Origin of the sequence: Prosthecobacter fusiformis (assembly GCF_004364345.1) — a bacterium.
GTDB lineage: Bacteria > Verrucomicrobiota > Verrucomicrobiia > Verrucomicrobiales > Verrucomicrobiaceae > Prosthecobacter > Prosthecobacter fusiformis.
The window spans coordinates 25,291-43,926 of the sequence record NZ_SOCA01000001.1 but is presented as its reverse complement, the minus strand read 5'-3'; the positions used below and the strand labels follow the sequence as shown (position 1 = coordinate 43,926).

The window sequence follows — 18,636 nt, the reverse complement described above, 5'->3', positions numbered from 1 at the left end:
ATTAACAAGATTTTGAAGAGAGGGGGTTTGGTGTCATTTGTTTTACACTATTTTATGATATAGTAAAAGGTGGAGATTGCAAGCATGGTGGGCTGGACAGTGTGACAGTGTGACGGTAGGGCTGTTCACAAAGGGGAATGGGTAAGGACGAAGCGGACATCATTGAGATGTTTTGCGAACCCTCACGAAAGAGAGGTATGGCGCGGGTTGCATTTGGGGGCGGGTGGGGGTCCATTGGGGGGAGATGACTCGACTCGGGATATTGGCATGTCTTGTTCTTGGACTGGCGCTTGGCGGCCAGGCCCAGGAGGTGCTGACGCGAGCGGCGGAGGTGAGGGGGCTGCCGCCGGATGTGGCTCTGACGGGAGTGCCGGTGGAACTGCAGGCAGTGGTGGGTTTTATCGAATCCCCTGGAGGGGGAACGGTCTTCGTTCAGGATGAGACGGGGGGGACTTTTTTCCGGGCCAGCCGACGGGTCAAAAGCTTGAAGGTGGGTGACCGGGTGCTGGTGAAGGGGAGAAGTGTGCCGGGACTTTATCTCACGGGAGTGGAGGCGCAGTCTTATGATCTACTGGGGTCCGGGGAGCCTCCGGTGCCTGTGCCTGCGGGGTATGAGGACTTGGCTACGGGGAGGTTCCATTATCAAATGGTGCAGGTGGAGGGCATCGGGCGGCGTCTGTCGGTGCCGGAGGAAAACAGATCTGTACTGCACTTGGCGTTAGGCAGCCGGGTGGTGGAGGTCCGGGTGGATGCGCCGTTGCCGGAAAAACAGGAGGAGTGGGTGGATGCGCGCCTACAAATCACCGCGCTGGCAGCAGGGGGGATCAATGACCGGCGGCAACTGGTGTTTCCCTATCTGCGGGTGAGTGACTGGAGCGATGTGAAAATAGTCAAAGCGGCCCCGGCGCTGGAGGCGCTGGAGGTCCTGCCTGCGGCGCGGCTGCTGCGTTTTGACCCGGCACGGATGGAAGACTTTGGCCACCGGGTGCGGACGGCGGGGACGGTGCTGGCGGCTTTTCCTGACGGGCAGGTTTTTATCCGGGATCTGACGGCTGAGGCGGTGGTGCCTTCTTCCCCCAGGCTTAAAGGTACGGAGGATAAGGTGCGGCCTGCGGCACTGGCCTTGAGGCTGACGAGGCCCCTGTCTTTAAAGCCTGGCCAGAGGCTGGATGTGGCTGGTTTCCCTAACATGGATGGATTCAGCGCCAGCCTAGTGGATGCAGTGCTGGTGAAGGAAGAGGGGGGGGCTGCGGAAGAGGCGGAGGCTGAGCCGGTGGAGGTGACGGTGAAGGAGATTTTGGAAGGGACATTGGATGCGGATCTGGTGAGTCTAGAGGCGGAACTGGTGGATGCTTTCCGCACGGGCTCAGGGTGGGAGCTGAGACTGGTTTCGACCGAGATGCCAATGCGGGCACTGCTGCCGACCCGTGAAGGGGGGGATGTGCCGAGGCAGGGTTCCCTGCTGCGGCTGACGGGCATCTGCCGGGTGGAGTCGTCCTCGGACAAGGGGTTTCGCTCACGGCCAGAGAGTGCGATGCTGCTGCTACGGGGTGAGGAGGATCTGGTGATTTTACGCGAGCCGTCCTGGTGGACGGTGCAGCGACTGGTGGGGCTGATCGGCCTGCTGCTGGCGGTGATGGCGGGTGGGCTGCTTTGGATCACGCTGCTGCGCAGGCAGGTGGCCAAGCAGGGGGAGGCACTGCGGCGGCGGATCACCCATGAGGCGGCGCTGGAAGAGCGGCAGAGGATCGCCCGGGAATTTCATGATACTTTGGAGCAGGAACTGGCGGGGCTTTCTCTGCGCCTGGATGCAGCGATGACGAGGCCGCTGGAAGACAAGGCGAAGCGCCTGATGGAGACCTCCCGCCATCTGGTTTCGCGCATCCAGACGGAGGCGCGCAATCTGGTGGCGGATCTGCGTGCGGACCCGGAAAGTGTGACGGACCTGCCTGCGGCGCTGAATGAACTGGCGGAGCGGACGCTGAGCGACCTGCTGGAGGTGCAGGTGCGGGTGGAGCCGCCGCTGCCTGCGCTGCCAGTGCATGTGGCGCATCATTTGCGGATGATCGCCCAGGAAGCAGTGACGAATGTGCTGAAGCATGCGCATGCGTCGTCCATTGTGCTGGGGCTAAAGACCCAGGATGGGGAGCTGTGCCTGACTATTTCAGACGATGGCCAGGGGCTGGAGCAGACATCCACCCAGGGTCAGGCCGGACACTTCGGCTGCATGGGCATCCGGGAGCGCTGCCTGCGCATCGGTGCGCAGGTGGAATGGCTGAATGTGACCCCGCATGGCACACAGGTGCGCGTGACCTTACCCCTTTTTTCTCTGACTGATCATGGCTGATACGACCCTCACTCTTCTTCTCGTGGACGACCACTTTGTCGTGCGCAGTGGCCTGGCTGCTTCTTTGGAACTGGAGGATGACCTGAGGGTGACCGGAGAGGTGGACCGTGGGGAACTGGCCCTGGAGGCGTATGCGAAACTGAAGCCGACGGTGGTGCTGATGGACCTGCAACTGCCGGGCATATCGGGGATCGAAACAACGATGCGGCTGATGGCGGACTATGCGGAAGCCAGGGTGCTGATGTTTTCCACCTTTGCCCGAGATGAGGAGGTGCAAGCGGCACTAAGAGCGGGTGCGCTGGGTTATCTGCAAAAATCTTCCTCACGCGATGATTTGCTCGCTGCTATCCGCAGTGTGGCCCAGGGTAAAAAGTGGCTGCCTGCTGACCTTGAGGCGCGGCTGCGAGAGCGCACGGCCGAGCCAGAGATCACGCCGCGTGAGCGTGAGATCCTGACACTGGTGACGCAGGGAAATGCGAACAAGGAAATCGCAGCCACGCTGGGTATCGGTGAGGATACGGTAAAGCAGCATGTGAGCCGCATCCTGCTGAAGCTGAAAGTGAATGACCGTGCGCAGGCTACAGCGGAGGCCATCCGGCGGGGGCTGGTGAGGGTCTAACGAAAAGCTGAATGCATCTGTCCCCGCTCCCTCCGGGAGCCGAGGTGGGGAGATCACATGGAACCTAGTTCTTTCAAATGGTGCTCACTCGGCCGGACTGGAAGGTTTGGGAGAGCGGGGCTTTTTGGGCTTGGGGTCGGAGGAGGATTTGGGTGATCTTGGCTCCTTGGGTGATTTGGTGCGCGGCTTCTTTGCGGCGGGGGCGGCGGGCTTGGAGACAGGCTCTGGATCTGGTACTGCGGGTGGGGCTGGCTCGTGCGAGGGTTTCTCCGCGAGAGCCTGCTGGGCGGCTTTCAGTTCGTCCGAAAGACGCAGAATTTCTTTTTGGAACTGGGTCTGGCGGTCGGTGGATTCCTTCAGCTCAGCCTGGGTTTCGGCGAGTTTTTGGCGGAGCTTTTCTTCCAGAGCCCGTGCTTCGTCACGTTCCTGGCGGGCGGCGTTGGCCTCAATGTTTTCGGCATCTATCTGATGGCTCTGCGTCTGTTCGTCGCGGCGGCTGTCCTGGCCACGCCAGCGCCAGCCGAGGATGAAAAAGACGGCTGCAGCGGCGGTGAGCAGCGGCAGAGTTTGGAGCAGGAGCCAGAGGTAGCCTTCCATGATGAGGGTGGGGGGAAATCAGCGTGCGGGGTTTTCCTGAACAGGGGTGGGCGGCTGGCGCAGGTGATGGCGGATGTGATCGTAGGCCTCTGCGGCGAAGGTATCCTCCGCCATGGCCGCGGGGAAGCCGAGGGGGGTAAGGCCGCTTTTGCTGAGAGCACCTGGAGCCAGCAGTGCCTCTGTGGCGGGCAGGCTTTTCCACACCTGACCGGGCTGGGCAAAGGCGACGACGGGGGCGTCATTTTCCTGGGGCAGATGGGGGAAGCTGCGGATGGTCTGCTCCACATCTGTTGTGGGCTGGCAGGTGCCACGGGCGAGGAGGGCCTCCGAAAAAATGACCGCCTGGCCCGCATAAGCGCGGCGGGCGGCTTCGATCAACTGGGTGCGCAATCCTTCTTCAGCCAGTTGGCCGGCCAGGATGACTTTGTCCGGAAGGAGGGTGAGGGTGAGGAAGCTGGGCTGCGCGGGGATGGGCAGGGTGGGGATGCCCTGGGCATTGCCTTGCAGCCACTGGGTGACCATGCGGCTATCCTCCTGAAGCAAGGCGGGTGGTAGGTCCGGAGGTAGCAGGGCCTTCCAGGGCTGGCCATCTGCGCCGACCTGCCAGTCCACAAATTGCCAGGCACTGCCGGAGAGGCCGAGGGCGAGGGATTTGCCTGGCGTGGGCTCGATTTGCAAAGGCAAGAGGGCGGTGGTGATGGGGCCGAATTCAGCGACGGCGCGGCGCTGGTCATTGACGCGGAGGTCATCCAGCACGCGCCATTCCGGGAAGGTGCCGATGATGAGGTTCAGCAGCTCGCGCTTGATCTTGAGGCTGGCCAGCTCACCCCGAATGAGCAGGCGCTTATCCCGTGCGGCGAAGAAGACGTGTGGGGGAGGCAGGCTGGCCTGATGCGCGGCTTCGGCGATGCGGGCGCGCTCATTCTGCTGATAACGGCGGGTCTGCGCCAGGGCGGGCTGGATGTACTTTTCCCACTCGGCATCGCTGATGGGATATGAGGCGAACTGCTGGCGTAAAAGGTCATCGGGAGCATCTAGGGTGAGCCTTTCCCAAAGGGTGCCGGGGCGTGCGAGGTGGACCTGAGCGGTATCGCCACCGCCTTCGTGGCGGGGAGGTGGGAGCTGATCCAGTGTGGGCTGGATGCCGGGGGCTTCATCAAAGCGTGAGAAGTCCGTCTTGAACTGGCTGGTGATGCGGCCGCCCAGTTTGGCCCAGCGATCCTGGATTTGCTGGCTGATATCCCGGGCTTCATAATCACTGGCCAGGGTGCCGTGAACGATGGCGCGGGGACCCTGGGCCGCGAGAAGCAGCCAGCCGGGAGGGTAGGGGAAAACAGCGATGTCATTGCGCACACGCGCGACGGGATTCCAAGCGGATTTGAATAGCCCCGGAGCTTTCAGTTTTTCGGCGATGCGCGATTCGATTTCCTGGCGCTCGCTGGGATGACGTACTTTGCCGCTGAGGTGGGCGTGCTGTCCGCTGAAGGTCACGGTGACAGCGGGATAGCCAGTCTCCAGTCCGCGCAGCGAGGTGGTGGCGCTGGCTTCAAGCTGCCGCTGGAGCGCAGGTGCCCAGACTGCGCCGGCGATGAGCCAGAACAGCAGGAGCCAGGAACTGGCGATGATCCAACGGGCACGTGTCATGCGGATGCATTGGTAGCAAGGGGAGAGCAGGGAGGCAAGGGTGATGAGGGGTGGAGCAGGGAGGAGGAGTGAGGGATTTATACTTGTGAGGAAACTTTTTTTCGCCTGTGGATTGAGCTATGAAGGGTGAATGATGCGATCCCTTTTATTGGCGGTTTCCCTCTTTGGGCTGGTGGCTCAGCTTTTGGCTCAAAAGCAGGTGGAGGAGCCTGGACTGGAAGTGTGTTTTAAGAAGCGGGGGCTGGAGGGGTGTTTTGTGGTTTTGGATCCGCGAACGGAGACATTGCACGTTTATAATCCGAAGCGGGCGGAGGAGAGGTTTCTTCCTGCTTCCACATTTAAGATCCCGATGGCGCTCATCGGTCTGGATACGGGGGCGGTGCGGGATGTGGACGAAGTGATCCCCTATGGCGGAACGAAGGAATGGATGAAGGAGTGGGAACGGGACATGAACCTGAAGGAAGCGATGAAGCTTTCCAACGTGGCCATTTTCCACCAAGTGGCGAAACGGATCGGCCTGGAGAGATTGAAGACGCATTTGACCGCCTTTAAGTATGGGAATGAGCAGACCGGGGAGGACATCGGGCGGAGATTTTGGCTAGAGGGGCCGATGGAGATCTCTGCCCTGGGGCAGGTGGACTTTCTGCGGCGGCTGACGGCGGGTGAACTGCCCCTGAAAAAAGAAACGCTGGAAGCAGTAAAAGTGCTGACCTTTTATGAAACAAAGGCTGACGCGGTGATCTATGGAAAGACGGGCTGGTCCGGGACGAAGGGGGACCAGATTGGTTGGTGGGTCGGCTGGGTGGATAAAGGCGGACGAAGCTACCCCTTTGCCCTGAATGCGAGAATACCGTCGATGGAGGACGCGAAGAAACGTATTCCGACCGCGTTGGAATGCCTGGAGGTATTGGGGATCTGGTAGGGGTAGCGGATACGTCCGCTGATCACACGGAGAGGCGGCCTTCGATGGAATCGTCCATGGTTTTGCCGAGCAGTGAACCGATCAGGATTTTGAGACCGGCGACGGCATTGCCGTGTTTGGTATCCCAATAATAACCATCTGAAGGGGTCACTTTGATGATGGTGATGCGGGGGTCATCGACACCGCCGGTGAACCAGGTACGGATGACGGGTTCCCAAAGTTCTTTGATCTTGGCGTTGTCGCGAAAGACGGTGGCGTGACCATTGAGCTGGAGGAAATCCGAATGCTTGGAACCCTGGAAAAACAGGGTGACGGCAGGGTCATGGGCGAGCTGCTCGTTTTTATGGCTATCATCCGCGCTGAGGAACCACAGGTTCCCTTCATCATCCACTTCCTGGACGGCCATGGGGCGGGCCTGGGTGGAGCCCTGGGTGGTGACGCAGGTGCAGAAAAAACAGGTCTGCGCCCGGGCGACCATTTCTTTGATTTTTTCGACTGCATCCTGGGCGATGAGGTCTTCGTGATTGGTTTCCTGCTGCTGATTGTTGATGGAGTTCATGCGCGAATAGGGGTGCACCTAATTCGCGTGGCAGCGGGCTGGCGGACTTTGAATTCCGATGAGGGCGCAAAGATACGAGGGCGTCTCTAGGGGAGATCGCGCCGGATTATAAACGAGATACCCGCGCAGCCGGTCAGTCGGCAAGACGGATCTGCACGTGGACATCCATGTGCTGCTTGCCCTTGCCACGGAAGCGGCCGGAGACGGGTTTGGCATCGTCGTAATCCCGGCCGATGGCCAGCTTGATGTAGCGGGCATCGGCTTCGCGACCATGGGTGGGGTCCCAGGCTTTCCAGCCGTAACCGGGAAGGAAGACCTCCATCCAGGCATGGGAGGCCTCGTTTTCCGTGCCGGTTTTACCGTTGTAAAAATAGCCGCTGACGTAGCGGGCGGGGATGCCCTGGCTGCGGCAGAGGGCGATCATGACATGGGCATAATCCTGGCACACGCCCCGTCGGTCTTTGATTGCCTCCGCCGCATTGGTATGCACATGAGTCCAGTCCGGGTCATAGGCGAACATGGAATGCACATGCTGGCCCAGGCGGAGGGAATCCGCCCAGAGGTCGCTGACGCTCTGGCCGATGACGTCCACGGCTTCCCGCCAGATGGTGACGTTTTGGGAGATGAACTTGGATTCGGCGAGGAAGTCGAAATAATTCTCATTCACTCCAGGACCATGGAGGGAATCCAGAGTGAGACCGGAGGGGGGAAGCCCGCGAGTATCAGGCCGGGTTTCGACGATGGAGTTGGATTCGATCTCCAGGGTCTCATGCGGCTGATGGAGCTCGAAGTGGTCCACACGGTTCAGATAAAAATCGTGATGGGTATGGACGGGGACTTGGGGATCCAGCCTCAGGTCAAAGGTGGAACAACGCTGAAGGGGATCCGAGACGGGGCAAAGACGGGCATCGTTAAAGCTGTCCAGCACCGGTCCATCGTAGTGAAAACGCGTGAGGTGGCGCACGCGGAGGCGCATGCCTGGCACGGGAGCGGCGGCGGAGGGCGGGGGAAAATCCATCAGGCGGAAGGGTCGGTTTCGTCAGTGGGCGGTAGGCTGGGTAGGCAGATGCGTGGAAAGGTCAAGTCCACGTATGCATTTGCCCAGTGGCACGAGGGGAGCCTCACTGAGATTGCCGTTACTGCTGTTGCTGCTCCTGCTGCTGGTGAAAGCGGATTTCTGCCTGCATGTCCACGGGCGGATGGTACATGAAGGTATCGTAAAGGTGGCCGCCAAAGGCACTGATCTCCGTCTGCACTTCGAATAAGAATTCATGCAGACCGCGGCCGATGATGTCCTTGGCCGTGGTAAAGTGAAGGTTGTTGAGGAATTTGCCGAAACGGCGCTCTCCATCACTGCGGTACTCGCCAGCGGGGGTGCCTGCGATGAGGTGGGCAAAATCATCCATCTGCTCCAGGCAGAACATGAGGGAGCGTGGGAAGGTATCCTCGAAGATGAGGAACTCAATGACCTTGGAGAAGAGGATGTCCGCGACGTAGAACCGGCGGTAGGGCTCCACCGCGCTGGCGGAGCGGAGGACGGCCTGCCATTGGGCGGCATCCACGGCACCGCCCACATCGGTAACTTTGGGCAGAAGAATATGATACTTCATGTCCAGCAGGCGGGTCATTTTATCCGCCCGTTCCAGGTATTTGCCGAACTGGATGAATTCGAATCCTTCGTTGCGAGAGAAGGTGGAAACGGTGATGCCCTGGAAGAGGTGGGAATAGCACTTGATCTGGTCGAAGAAGGCACTGGCTCCGCCATCCCATAGTTTCGCTGCATCAGCAGCCTTGAGGTAGTGATAGGCGTCGTTGAGCACCTCCCACATCTCACTGGAGATCTGGTCACGCACCTGACGGCCGTTTTCACGGGCATTGGAAATGCAGGTGAGGAGTGAGTTCGGATTTTCCAGACGGAAGGTGAGGAACTCCATGACGCTTTCGCTATCCGCGACTTCGTATAGCTCGAAGAAGAGGTCTTCATCACCGGTGGAGCGGAGGATGGGGAGCCAATGCTCTTTGAGGGTGTCATCGGATACCTGGCCGAAATCGAGCAGGATCTGCAAGTTGACATCCATGAGACGGGCCAAATTTTCGGCACGTTCAAGATAGCGGCTCATCCAGTAAAGACTGCCGGCCACGCGGGAGAGCATGACGTTGGTCTGCTTGTGGCGGGCGACTTCTTCTTGGGTCGGGGGAGACTTGGACATGAGGAAGGGGGAAAGTTTGAGATTAGAAATTTGAGAACTGAGATTTTGTTAATCCAATTTCATGTCTCATTCTGGAACCGAATTCCGCAATACCCAAGTATCCTTGGAGCCACCGCCCTGGGAGCTGTTGACGACGAGGGAGCCTTTTTTCAAGGCCACGCGGGTAAGTCCGCCAGGCGTGACGACGATTTTTTCCCCGTAAAGAATGTAGGGGCGCAGGTCAATGTGGCGGCCTTCGAAGCCGCTTTCTTCCGTCCAGGTGGGGTGACGGCTGAGAGAGATCGGATCCTGGGCGATGAAGTTTCTCGGATTGTCCTCAATCATCTTGCGGAATTCTTCGATCTCGGCCTTGGAGGCCCAGGGTCCCATGAGCATGCCGTATCCGCCAGCTTCGTTGGCAGACTTGACGACGAGTTTGTCCAGGTTGGCCAGGATGTGGGAGCAATCGGCCGGCTCGGAGGCGAGGTAAGTATCCACGTTCGGAAGGATCGGGTCCTCTCCCAGGTAGTACTTGATCATGTGAGGGACGAAGTAGTAAACGACCTTGTCATCTGCCACGCCGGTGCCGATGCTGTTGGCCAAGCTGACATTGCCTGCACGGTAGGCATTGACGAGACCAGGGACGCCGAGAAGGGAATCTGCCCGGAAGACGGAAGGGTCCAGGAAATCATCGTCAATGCGACGGTAGATGACGTCCACCTTCACCAACCCTGCGGTGGTGCGCATGTAAACTTTGAAATCGCGGACGACGAGATCTCGGCCCTCGACGATGGGGATGCCCATCTGACGGGCCAGGAAAGCGTGCTCAAAGTAGGCGCTGTTGAAGACACCGGGGGTGAGGAGGACGCAGTTGGGCGCATCATTGGCCCGGAAATTCGCCGGGGCGCAATACTGCATCACTTTCAGCAGTTCAGCGGGGTAATTGGAGACGGAATGGACGCCGCTGGCTTTGAAAAGCTCCGGGAAAGTGCGCTTCAGTGCGGCGCGGTTTTCCAGCATGTAACTGGCACCTGATGGGCATCGCAGGTTGTCCTCCAGGACGAGGTACTGGCCGTTTTTGTCGCGAATGAGGTCCGAGCCGCAGATATGGACATAGATGTCCTTTGGCACTTCGAAGTGCATGAACTCGCGGCGGAAATGCTTGGCGCTGAGCACATATTGCGGCGGGATGACGCGGTCTTTGATGATCTTTTGATCATGGTAGATGTCATGCAGGAAGAGATTCAGCGCCGTCAGCCGCTGGATGAGGCCTTTTTCGACCACTTCCCATTCCTCGGCCGAAATGACGCGCGGCACGCAGTCGAAGGGGAAGATGCGTTCCGTACCCTGGGAGTCGCTATACACCGTGAAGGTCACACCGCCGCGCATGAAGGAGGCTTCGACAGCCGTCTGCTTGTTGCGGAATTCGATGGGATCCACATCGTTGAGCGCGGCGGCGACGCTGCGGTAGTGCGGACGGGTGGTGCCGTCGGCAGTGAACATCTCATCGAAGAAGTTCTCCGGCTGGTAGTTGTCGAAAAGCATGGTGGTTGTAGCCTGATTTGGTTGGCTGAAAAATAAATTAGCAAGAGTGGGGCCAAGTTTGACTGGTCATCCGTGAACTCGCTCGAGTTTAAAGAAAGCCAATATTCGTAGCATGGCTCAGGCAATCACAAGAAAGGGAAGGAGGGAAGCCGTAAATCTAAGCCAAACAGGATACAGAGGCGGACAGCATTGCCCAGGCCGCCCTAATTTTCCCTGATCAGGCGTGTCTAGAGATGAGTGATCCTTTGACGGGAAAGAATGCGCATGATCGAGTGTTATGTCTTCGGATCTTCCTCATTCCTCTCTTCGGTCGGTCGGCTGCTTTGCCTTTGTGGTCGCATGGATGCCTTTCTTATGGCTCAGTGCGATTGCCCTCATGTGGGGTTTGGGGTGGGAAGCGGGAAAAAAAGCCGATTTTTTGAAATTTATCCTCGCTGGCAACGGATTCTTCCTGGGATCTATCTACTGCTTTAGGCGGCTGCAGGAGCCTGTATCGCTCCTCATTTGCGGAGCGCTACTGAATGTCATGGGCGGGTATTTCTGGTGGCCGGCACTCAAGAGTTGGAATCATGGAGGATGGATGCTGGCGGGTCCGGGACTGGTACTCCTGGCTTTGTGGGTGCGGCTAATTTGGGTCAGTGTCAGGGATACGGATAGTTGGTGAGTTATGGGAAAAGGCTTCCAGAAAACACATGATTTATCCTGATGTTTTCAAAGCTGCAAGACACCGGATTCGCCTTCACTGAGCTGGTCGTCTGAGGTCCACATCTCTTTGTCGGGGCCTGCGGAGCGGATGGTCGTTTGCCAGGCGCTTTCGGGGTGGAAGCGGTAAGGCGTGCCGTAGCGGTCCAGGAGCTCACCCTCAGGGCTGATGGAGGGGTGGGTCTTGGGCAGCACGGCGATGCCTTTGGGGTTTTCTCCCTGGAGGCGGCGGACGATTTCATCGTTAAGCTCCCCGGTGGGCATGGCCCCGAAGGCGCGGCGGAATTCTTCCAGCAGGATGGTGACGGTCTGGACGTCATCATAGAGGGTTTCGTTTTTGGGGATGGCGGAATTGTGGGTGATCTTGGGGCTGGGGGTGCCTTCAGGAGCAGGCAGGGCGTCCACGATCTCCATGACCGGCAGCGGATGAATGATGCCTTTGGCTGTGGTGGCATAGAGATGGATGCCGAAGGGGCTGTCCATGGGAGGTGGCGGCATCGGCGGGCGGAGTGGGCCGCAGAAGGCGGGTTCGATGGGGCCTTCGGTGCTGGCGCGGTCCGTGAGACGGTCGGGGGAAGGGGTGGCTTGAGGCTGGCCTGCCAGCCACCAGGCGATGGCGAGAATGGACACCAGAAGAAAAGCGAAACCGAAATGGCGGAGGGGTTTCATGGGAGGAGGGGGATATCAGGGCTCATCCCGAAGTCGCGCGGGACAGGGGGCGTGTGCTCAGTGCTCAGTGCTCAGTGCTCAGTTTTTGGCGGGCTGTTGGATGAGTGGAATGGAGGATCAAGGGAAAAGCGCCCGCGCTTTGTTTAAAAGCGCGGGCGCAAAACGGACGGGCTGTTTTACACAGTGAAGTCAACGAAACCGAGCTCGCTCGGGATGGTGAGTGAGTTCTGGAACCTTCCGAGGTTGGGGAAGATGTCGTTGATGTTCGCTCCAGTGATGCCGGGGATGTAGCTGGTGCCCTGGCTCATGAACCATTTGGCGATGACGGAGGAGTATTGGTCCACCGAATGGCCGGGAATCCAGCGTCCACGGTTGCTATCCACATCCTGGCCGGTAGCACGGGCGAGGTCGGGGAAGCTGCCATAGATTTTCTTGCCGATGATGGAGCCGCCCATGACGATGTGGTGACCGCCCCAGCCATGGTCTGTGCCGGAAGCTGCGACGCCACCGTTGGGTTGCAGGGTGCGGGTGAAGTCGGACTGGGTGAAGACCATGGTATCGTTCCACAGGTTTCCGGTTCCTTCAGCGGTCGTGATGGCATCCACGGCGCTTTTGAAACCTTTGAGTGCCTTGTCCAAATTGCCCATGAGGGTGGCATGGTCAGCCTCCTGGTTTTGATGGGTGTCATAACCGCCCATGCTGACGAAGAAGATCTGGCGGTTGTTTTCCAGGGAGGATCGGCCCTGGATGAGGCGGGCCACCATCTTCATCTGGTTGGCGATGTCCGGCAGCGTGGTGACTCCGGGAAAAGCGGCGGCAAAGGCGTTGTCAATGGCAGTGGTGGCGGCACTGAGGGAGGAGCCGACGAGCGCCTCATTGTCCCGTGCCCGCTTCATCACATCATTGTACCCCTCCTCCAGATGATGCTGGTAGTGGCTCTCGGTTTCGCCTAACTGCATGCGTGTCAGTTTGGTGATGGTATCGAGCGCCTGCAGGGTGCGGCCCGGATCGTTGGGCGCATAGGCGACAGGGTTGACGGAATAGTTGGCCGCATGTCCGTAAGTCCCCGTACCAAAGTAGGCACCTGAGCTTTTATTGTAACCTGAGAGGCCGACGACACCGCTTGTGCCGACCGCATACTGGACGACTGAACTGCCTACCTGGAAGGAATTTTGACCTGCGATGGAGATATTCATCGAGACCTTGCTGTCCGGATTGGCGACGTTGTTGAGCAGCTCGGCTGCCCGTCCACCCCAGCCGTTTTGGAAGGGCTTGTCCGGCAGACTGCTCTGCCATTGAAGCTGCTGGTCGCTATGCGAAAAGAGCTGCGGAGGAACCGGGATGACACGGGGTGAGGCCACATATTCGGCCCGGGTGATAGGCTCCACCAGGGTGCCGATGTTGGCAACGAATGCCAGATCCCCGCTGTTAAACAGGCTCTGGGTATTGGTCATGCTGGGATGCACACCAAAGCCGGTGGCATTGGACTGGCCAAAACCGCCCGCCGGGGCCGTGAGGGGCAGCGCCGCCGTAGGGCTGATGTGAATGGGGTGGGTGGATGGACGTGCGGAATCATAATTGGTTCGCGCGACGCCATCCAGGGGCACCAGCATGTTGTTGGAGTCATTGCCGCCATTGAGGAAAAGGCAGACGATGGCTTTATAATCCGTGGGGGCACTCTGGGCGATGGCGCTCTGGACGAGGCGCAAATGCGCCAGAGTATTGACGACGGAGGTCACGCCAAGGCCGGCGCAGGCGGAGCGGCAGAGGAAATTCCGCCGGGTATCGAAGTGGTCTTGATGCTTGCGATTTTTCATAAAGTTCAAGTGAAGTGGTTTCGAATCGTGGCGGATTATTTCTGGACGACGAACTCAGGGGCGTTGGTGATCAGGTAGAGTGCCGTGCGGACGCGGTTGCCTGCATTCCCCTGGCTGACCGGTGGTGCGTCCACAAAGGTGGCTGCTGTCTGGTCGATGATGATGCTGCGCGGATCTTTACCGCCTGCCACGTAGGGATACTTGGCCTTGAGTGAGCCTGCACACAGGAGCGCATCCAACTGGTCCACCAGGATGGTGGTCGCGGAGATATCCGTGGCACCGGCAGCTTCGCGGGCTGCGCGGTAGGCAGTCGTGATGGGGCCGAGGTCTATGAAGACATTGTCCAGCAGGGCACCAGTATCACCCAGCAGTGTTCCGGTGGACTGGCCTGCGGGCAGTGCTGCTGTGGGATCGACGATGGAACTGTAATCGATCGTGCGGTGGTAGTTCGTCGTGCGGACGACGAGGTTTTCCGTCATGATCTGCAGTTCCGGGGCGACAAGGCCTGCGGCTGCGACACGGCCACCGGGGGTATAGTCCGGCAGATACCAGTTGAAGACGCTGGGCATGTTGTTCGGTGTTTGGCCCAGGTCTGCATTGGTATCACTGTAGCGGTAGCTGGTGGCACCGCTGCCCAGGCTGTTGAGCTGGGTCAAAGGATAACCATAATTGGTATTCAGCCCGGCCATGCTGATCTGCGACCTGGAATTGAAGGCGCGCAGGACCTGGATGTAACGGATGATCGGCTCCTTCACCTTACCAAAGCCAACGTTGACCGAGGTGGTGCTATTGACCACCTGGGGATCCACATTCGTTAGGGTGCGGGCTTCATAATCCAGCAGGATGGCCTGGATCACATCCTTCAGACTGCCACGGACACCGCTGCCGTTATTTTTAAACACGTTAGCCACGCGATAGACATAACCACGGCTTGGGTTGCTGGTGACCAGACGCTGGATGAGCTGCTTGCTCAGGAAGGGTGCGATGTTGTCATGGTCAAACAGAAGGCCGATGGCGGCATCCAGGTCAGCCTCAGCATAATTCATGCGGGCAGTGTTGTCGGTGGAGCTTCCGCCATAAGCCGGAAGGGTGCTGCCGAGGATGACTTTCTCCCCTTCATCGTGATAGGCAGGGAAGTTCTTCATCGGGTTCTCATAACCGGGATGGAAGTATTCGGCTCCTTCACTGCCGCTGAGGAAGTTATTCTGAGCGCCTGTGGGGAGGTAGCCGTTGGCAGCGCTGCCGGTGGTGTAGGCAAAGCTCCATCCCGTAAAGATCTTGGACAGATCCTTGATGTCATCATTGTCATAGGTCGGGATGGGCTGGCCGTTGCTACCCAGCATGATGGTGCCGTCTGGATGAAGCTGAAGCAGGCCGATGGAGAAAAGCTGCATGATTTCACGGGCGAAGTTTTCATCCGGAGAGAGGATCTGATTGCCGCTGCCATCATAAGTGGCCTTCTGGTTTTTCAGATGGCTGAGGTATTTGCCCATGATGGGGTGCTTGCTCACGTCCTTCAGCAGGTGGCGGATGGTGATGGGCGCGCCAGTCGCTGTGCTGTAGGTGGTATTCGGCGGCTGCTGGTTGCGCACACTGTCGGCAAAGTCGGCCAGCATGTCATAGTAGCGGCTGTGGCCATAGGTGCGGGTCTGCACTGTGCCGAGGCGGTCTGAGACGATGTAGATTTGATCAAGGGCGAAGGCCGTGCGCTGACGGAGCTGGTCCTGGGCGCGGTTGACAACAGTCCACCAAGCACGGCGACGGTTGAATTGGTCCGGGTCGTAGGATTCCTTGTTCAAGCCTGGAGGAATCGGGCGGTAGGTCCAGTTGGCAGGCGGTGTGCCAGCAGGTGGGACGGAGCCCCAGCGTGTCCAGTCCAGTGCATTGTCAGGAGGCGGCGCGGCTGGGTAGGTTTCGTCCACCGTGGTCAGCGGATTGTCCACGACAGCGGGCAGATTGGCCTGGAGTCCGCGCAGGGCAAATTCCTCCGTATTGGCGGCGAGATGATAATCATACAGGGTGGTCTGTGGAAGCGCCCACTGGTTGGTGATCCACGTCGTATAAGCGGCGATGCGGTTGGTGGCGAGTTTCTTGTCCCCGCCGATGCTGGTGTAAAGGGCATCCACATCCGCCTGGCTGGCACCAAAGGTGGCCTGGGTGAGGAAGCGAGCGCAGTCACGGCGTACCTGTTCATCCGTGGTGAAGTTTTCCAAAGTGCCGGGTGCCGCAGGCTCAATGAAGGGACCGGTGCCGACGACGCGCTGAAGCTCAGCTTTGATTTCCCCACTGGAGTAGCGGGTGGTGTGCACGTTCACATACAGGAGTTCGCCAGCAGATTTGCGGAACAGCGCATCAATGATCTTCTGGGCTTTGTATCCACCGGAATCCGTGATGGTCCAGGGATACTCAGAGAGCGGGCCATTGGGCAGGCCGTCCGGATCCCCATAAACAATGGTGCCGCCGTTGTAGTGGACATGGCTGCCGTCAATGTCCGCCTGCGGGGTGGTGAGGCCGTTAAAGACGGTGGAGATTTTAGCCTTGTTGTTAGGTCCGTTCAAAATCACAGTGGCAAATCCAGAAGCGGTGGTCACTGCGCTGCCCTGGGCCAGGAAGGTGCCGAGGAAGAGCTTTTGGTTAGCCGGGATGTCCATCGAATCATTGATGATCACGACTGAATTGGTGGTGGAGCCGATGGTGTAGAGGCTGCCATTCAGCGCTGCGGTCATGCGCAGGCCTTCTGGGTATTCGTTCAGGCCGTCATCCACCGGGCGGATATAGATGTCCACGCTTTGGGCATTCGCAGCAATGGGGATGCTGGTGGTCACCTGCGTGCCACTGGTGGCACCGGTCCAGGCGGTATAGTCAGCACTGCTCGCTGGAGCGCGGGTGGTATCCGTGGTGGCGGTGCCGGCGAGGGTGAAATTGATCGTCATCGGTGCAAAGCCGCCGTTTCGGTTGAGCCTTAGCCGGGCATTGGTCCGGCTTGTGGGGCTGACTGAGGTGTCATTCACTTCATAACCGCTGGTGGTCACGGTGCTGACGGTGATGACGCCGCCCGTGAAGCCTGAGGGGTCGCTGGAGGTGACGAAATCCAGCCGATTATGAAATTCCTGCTGGTTGGTCAGGAGGTCACTGTCAGTGTCAAGACCACCATCGGCACCATTGGTGGCGCTCAGGCCCACGGTGCTTTCCCAGGCATCCGGCGCACCGTCTTCATCCAGGTCTTCAGCTCCCTGGACGACGAGGAAGGCCACGGTTTCTGCCGTGTGGGTATTGTTGACGGTGCCTTCACCATACTGGGCAGGATGGGCATCCTCCTGAGCCACGAGGTCCACGCGATCCGCAAACAAGTAACGCCAGCGGAGGGTGGCAGGATCTTGATCCGCCTTTGTCTGCATGGAGGCGAAGAGATAGGGGTCTGCATGCACACGGCTAAAAGTGCGTGTGCGGAAGGAGCTGTCGATGTTCGTTCCCTGGCCTGCCTGGAAGCGCATGCGGGTGCTGAAGAAATTGCTGGTGCCTTGAGTCATGGCGATCCAGTGAACCGTCTCGGCCGCGTGCGGAGTGGCATCAATTTCGGACTCGTCCAGCTCCACGGTGAAGCCGGTGCTGCTGATGCCGCTGACGCGGGACTGCACGGCCTGTGGGTCCGCCGTGGTGGCGACCTGGGAGAAAACTGCGGGTGTATTTGGGAATCCTGTGGCCAGTGCCTGGGTAGTGCCTGCCTGGGTGACGCCGGTTTTTACCCCAGCCTCCCAGCGGGTGCCGCCAATGGCATAACTGCCGGATTCCATGACGACATAGCTGAGTTTTTCAGCTGTGTTATGTGACTGCGTGCTGTGGTGATCCCAGCGGTCCACCTGGAACTGGAAACTGGTGGCGGTGACGTCTCGCACACGCACGGTCATGGAGGTGCTGCTGCGGTATGAAAGTGGCCCCATGACGACCACGGGATTGGTATAGCTGCTGGCCAGGGTGACCGTGGTCCAGGTAGTGGCGCTGGCCTGAGTGACGATGACATCACCCACTTCCACCTTGGCCGCCAGTTCTCCGTTCATGTCTCCCAGGACGATGTAACCGAGATCTTCCGCAACGTGCGTGGTCTCAGCATCCAGAGAAGTCTCCTCCTGGATGCGAAGCTGCACGCTGGTAGTGCTGAGGGAGGCCATCTTCACTTCACCTGCATCCGCTTCAGTGGCGGACTGTGTCTGGGCGATCAGCACCGGAGCGGTATGAGCAGCAGGGAAGGTGACCGTGGCCAGTGTGCTGGTGATGCCGCCCGTGGTGCGCACTGCGCTGAGGATCTTTCCATCCAGGTAACCCGTGCCTGTGGAGACGGCGACGTAGCTGATGCCTTCATTGGAAATGGCGGCAGTATCCAGCTCCTGTGTTTCCAATTTCACTTGGAAACCGGAGGTGGTGACGCTGCTGATGCGGGTCTTCAGGGCCTTGGTTCCTTTACCCGTGACACCGGCGGAATTAACCGTGGTTTCCACCTGGCCCAGCACCACTGGAGCCGCGGTGAAACCGCTGAGGCTGATGGAGACGGGGGTGCGATTGACGGCGCTGGCGCGCCCAACCTGCCAGCGCTGGGTGCCGAAGACATGCGTGCCTTCCGTCAGGGCGAAGAAGTGCACCGTCTCAGCCGGATGATAGCCATTTTTAAAATCCCACTCATCAATCTGATACTCAAATCCGGTGGTGGTGACATTGCGCACCCGCATCAAGCACTGCTCACTGTTGGTCTGTGTGGCCGGGCCCATGATGACCACCGGCGGAGTGGCAAAGGTGCGGGTAAAGGTGACTGCGTTCCATTGATCCCCCGTACTCTGCACCGGGGTGGTGATGACCCGGGATTCAAAATTGGCAGGGGCGGCGTGGGCAGCTCCCGAGGCGAGGGTGACGGCTAGCGCGACGTTCCGCACCCATGTGCAAAAAACGCGCAGCCCTGGCTGGTATCGAGGTGGTTGGTTGGCCATAACGGACGCATTTCAGCGATCCGCGTTCAATATGGGAAGAGATGTGA

Annotated in this window: 12 protein-coding genes; 3 read left to right on the top strand and 9 right to left on the bottom strand. The window is 59.2% G+C overall.

Going from position 1 to position 18,636, the window contains the following annotated elements:
- Nucleotides 1-244 precede the first annotated feature (244 nt).
- Together EI77_RS00160 and EI77_RS00155 are read left to right on the top strand one after the other, a co-directional pair.
- Entirely contained in the window at nt 245-2,347 is a 2,103-nt protein-coding gene (locus EI77_RS00160; protein WP_133792738.1) for a sensor histidine kinase, read from the top strand.
- Nucleotides 2,340-2,966, top strand: a complete 627-nt coding sequence (locus EI77_RS00155; RefSeq protein ID WP_133792737.1) for a response regulator — start codon at nt 2,340-2,342, stop codon at nt 2,964-2,966. Before EI77_RS00160 ends, EI77_RS00155 begins: the two co-directional genes overlap by 8 nt.
- An 84-nt stretch (nt 2,967-3,050) precedes the next feature.
- Here EI77_RS00155 and EI77_RS00150 read toward each other — a convergent pair whose 3' ends face one another.
- A complete protein-coding gene (locus tag EI77_RS00150) occupies nt 3,051-3,563 on the bottom strand; it encodes a hypothetical protein (RefSeq protein ID WP_133792736.1) in 513 nt (170 codons plus the stop codon).
- 18 nt (nt 3,564-3,581) lie between these two features.
- Nucleotides 3,582-5,207: a hypothetical protein gene (locus tag EI77_RS00145; protein WP_133792735.1), complete on the bottom strand. Its 1,626-nt coding sequence runs from the start codon at nt 5,205-5,207 to the stop codon at nt 3,582-3,584.
- Nucleotides 5,208-5,337: 130 nt separating this feature from the next.
- Between EI77_RS00145 and blaOXA the strand changes: the two genes are divergently transcribed.
- A complete protein-coding gene (gene blaOXA, locus EI77_RS00140) occupies nt 5,338-6,129 on the top strand; it encodes a class D beta-lactamase (RefSeq protein ID WP_133792734.1) in 792 nt (263 codons plus the stop codon).
- Nucleotides 6,130-6,151: 22 nt separating this feature from the next.
- Here the strand turns inward: blaOXA and EI77_RS00135 are convergent, their stop codons facing one another.
- From EI77_RS00135 to EI77_RS00105, 7 genes are all read right to left on the bottom strand, one after another.
- Nucleotides 6,152-6,688, bottom strand: a complete 537-nt coding sequence (locus tag EI77_RS00135) for a pyridoxamine 5'-phosphate oxidase family protein (protein WP_133792733.1) — start codon at nt 6,686-6,688, stop codon at nt 6,152-6,154.
- Nucleotides 6,689-6,821: 133 nt separating this feature from the next.
- Nucleotides 6,822-7,706: a transglutaminase family protein gene (locus EI77_RS00130; RefSeq protein ID WP_133792732.1), complete on the bottom strand. Its 885-nt coding sequence runs from the start codon at nt 7,704-7,706 to the stop codon at nt 6,822-6,824.
- Between the two features lie 118 nt (nt 7,707-7,824).
- The gene (locus EI77_RS00125; protein WP_208300224.1) at nt 7,825-8,898 is read right to left on the bottom strand and encodes an alpha-E domain-containing protein; all 1,074 of its coding nucleotides are present in this window, start codon (nt 8,896-8,898) and stop codon (nt 7,825-7,827) included.
- A 66-nt stretch (nt 8,899-8,964) separates the two neighbouring features.
- Nucleotides 8,965-10,422: a circularly permuted type 2 ATP-grasp protein gene (locus tag EI77_RS00120; RefSeq protein ID WP_133792731.1), complete on the bottom strand. Its 1,458-nt coding sequence runs from the start codon at nt 10,420-10,422 to the stop codon at nt 8,965-8,967.
- Nucleotides 10,423-11,133: 711 nt separating this feature from the next.
- The gene (locus EI77_RS00115) at nt 11,134-11,793 is read right to left on the bottom strand and encodes a hypothetical protein (RefSeq protein WP_133792730.1); all 660 of its coding nucleotides are present in this window, start codon (nt 11,791-11,793) and stop codon (nt 11,134-11,136) included.
- Nucleotides 11,794-11,969: 176 nt separating this feature from the next.
- Nucleotides 11,970-13,610: a DUF1501 domain-containing protein gene (locus EI77_RS00110; RefSeq protein ID WP_133792729.1), complete on the bottom strand. Its 1,641-nt coding sequence runs from the start codon at nt 13,608-13,610 to the stop codon at nt 11,970-11,972.
- 35 nt (nt 13,611-13,645) lie between these two features.
- Nucleotides 13,646-18,589: a DUF1800 family protein gene (locus EI77_RS00105; RefSeq protein ID WP_133792728.1), complete on the bottom strand. Its 4,944-nt coding sequence runs from the start codon at nt 18,587-18,589 to the stop codon at nt 13,646-13,648.
- Between the last annotated feature and the right edge of the window lie 47 nt (nt 18,590-18,636).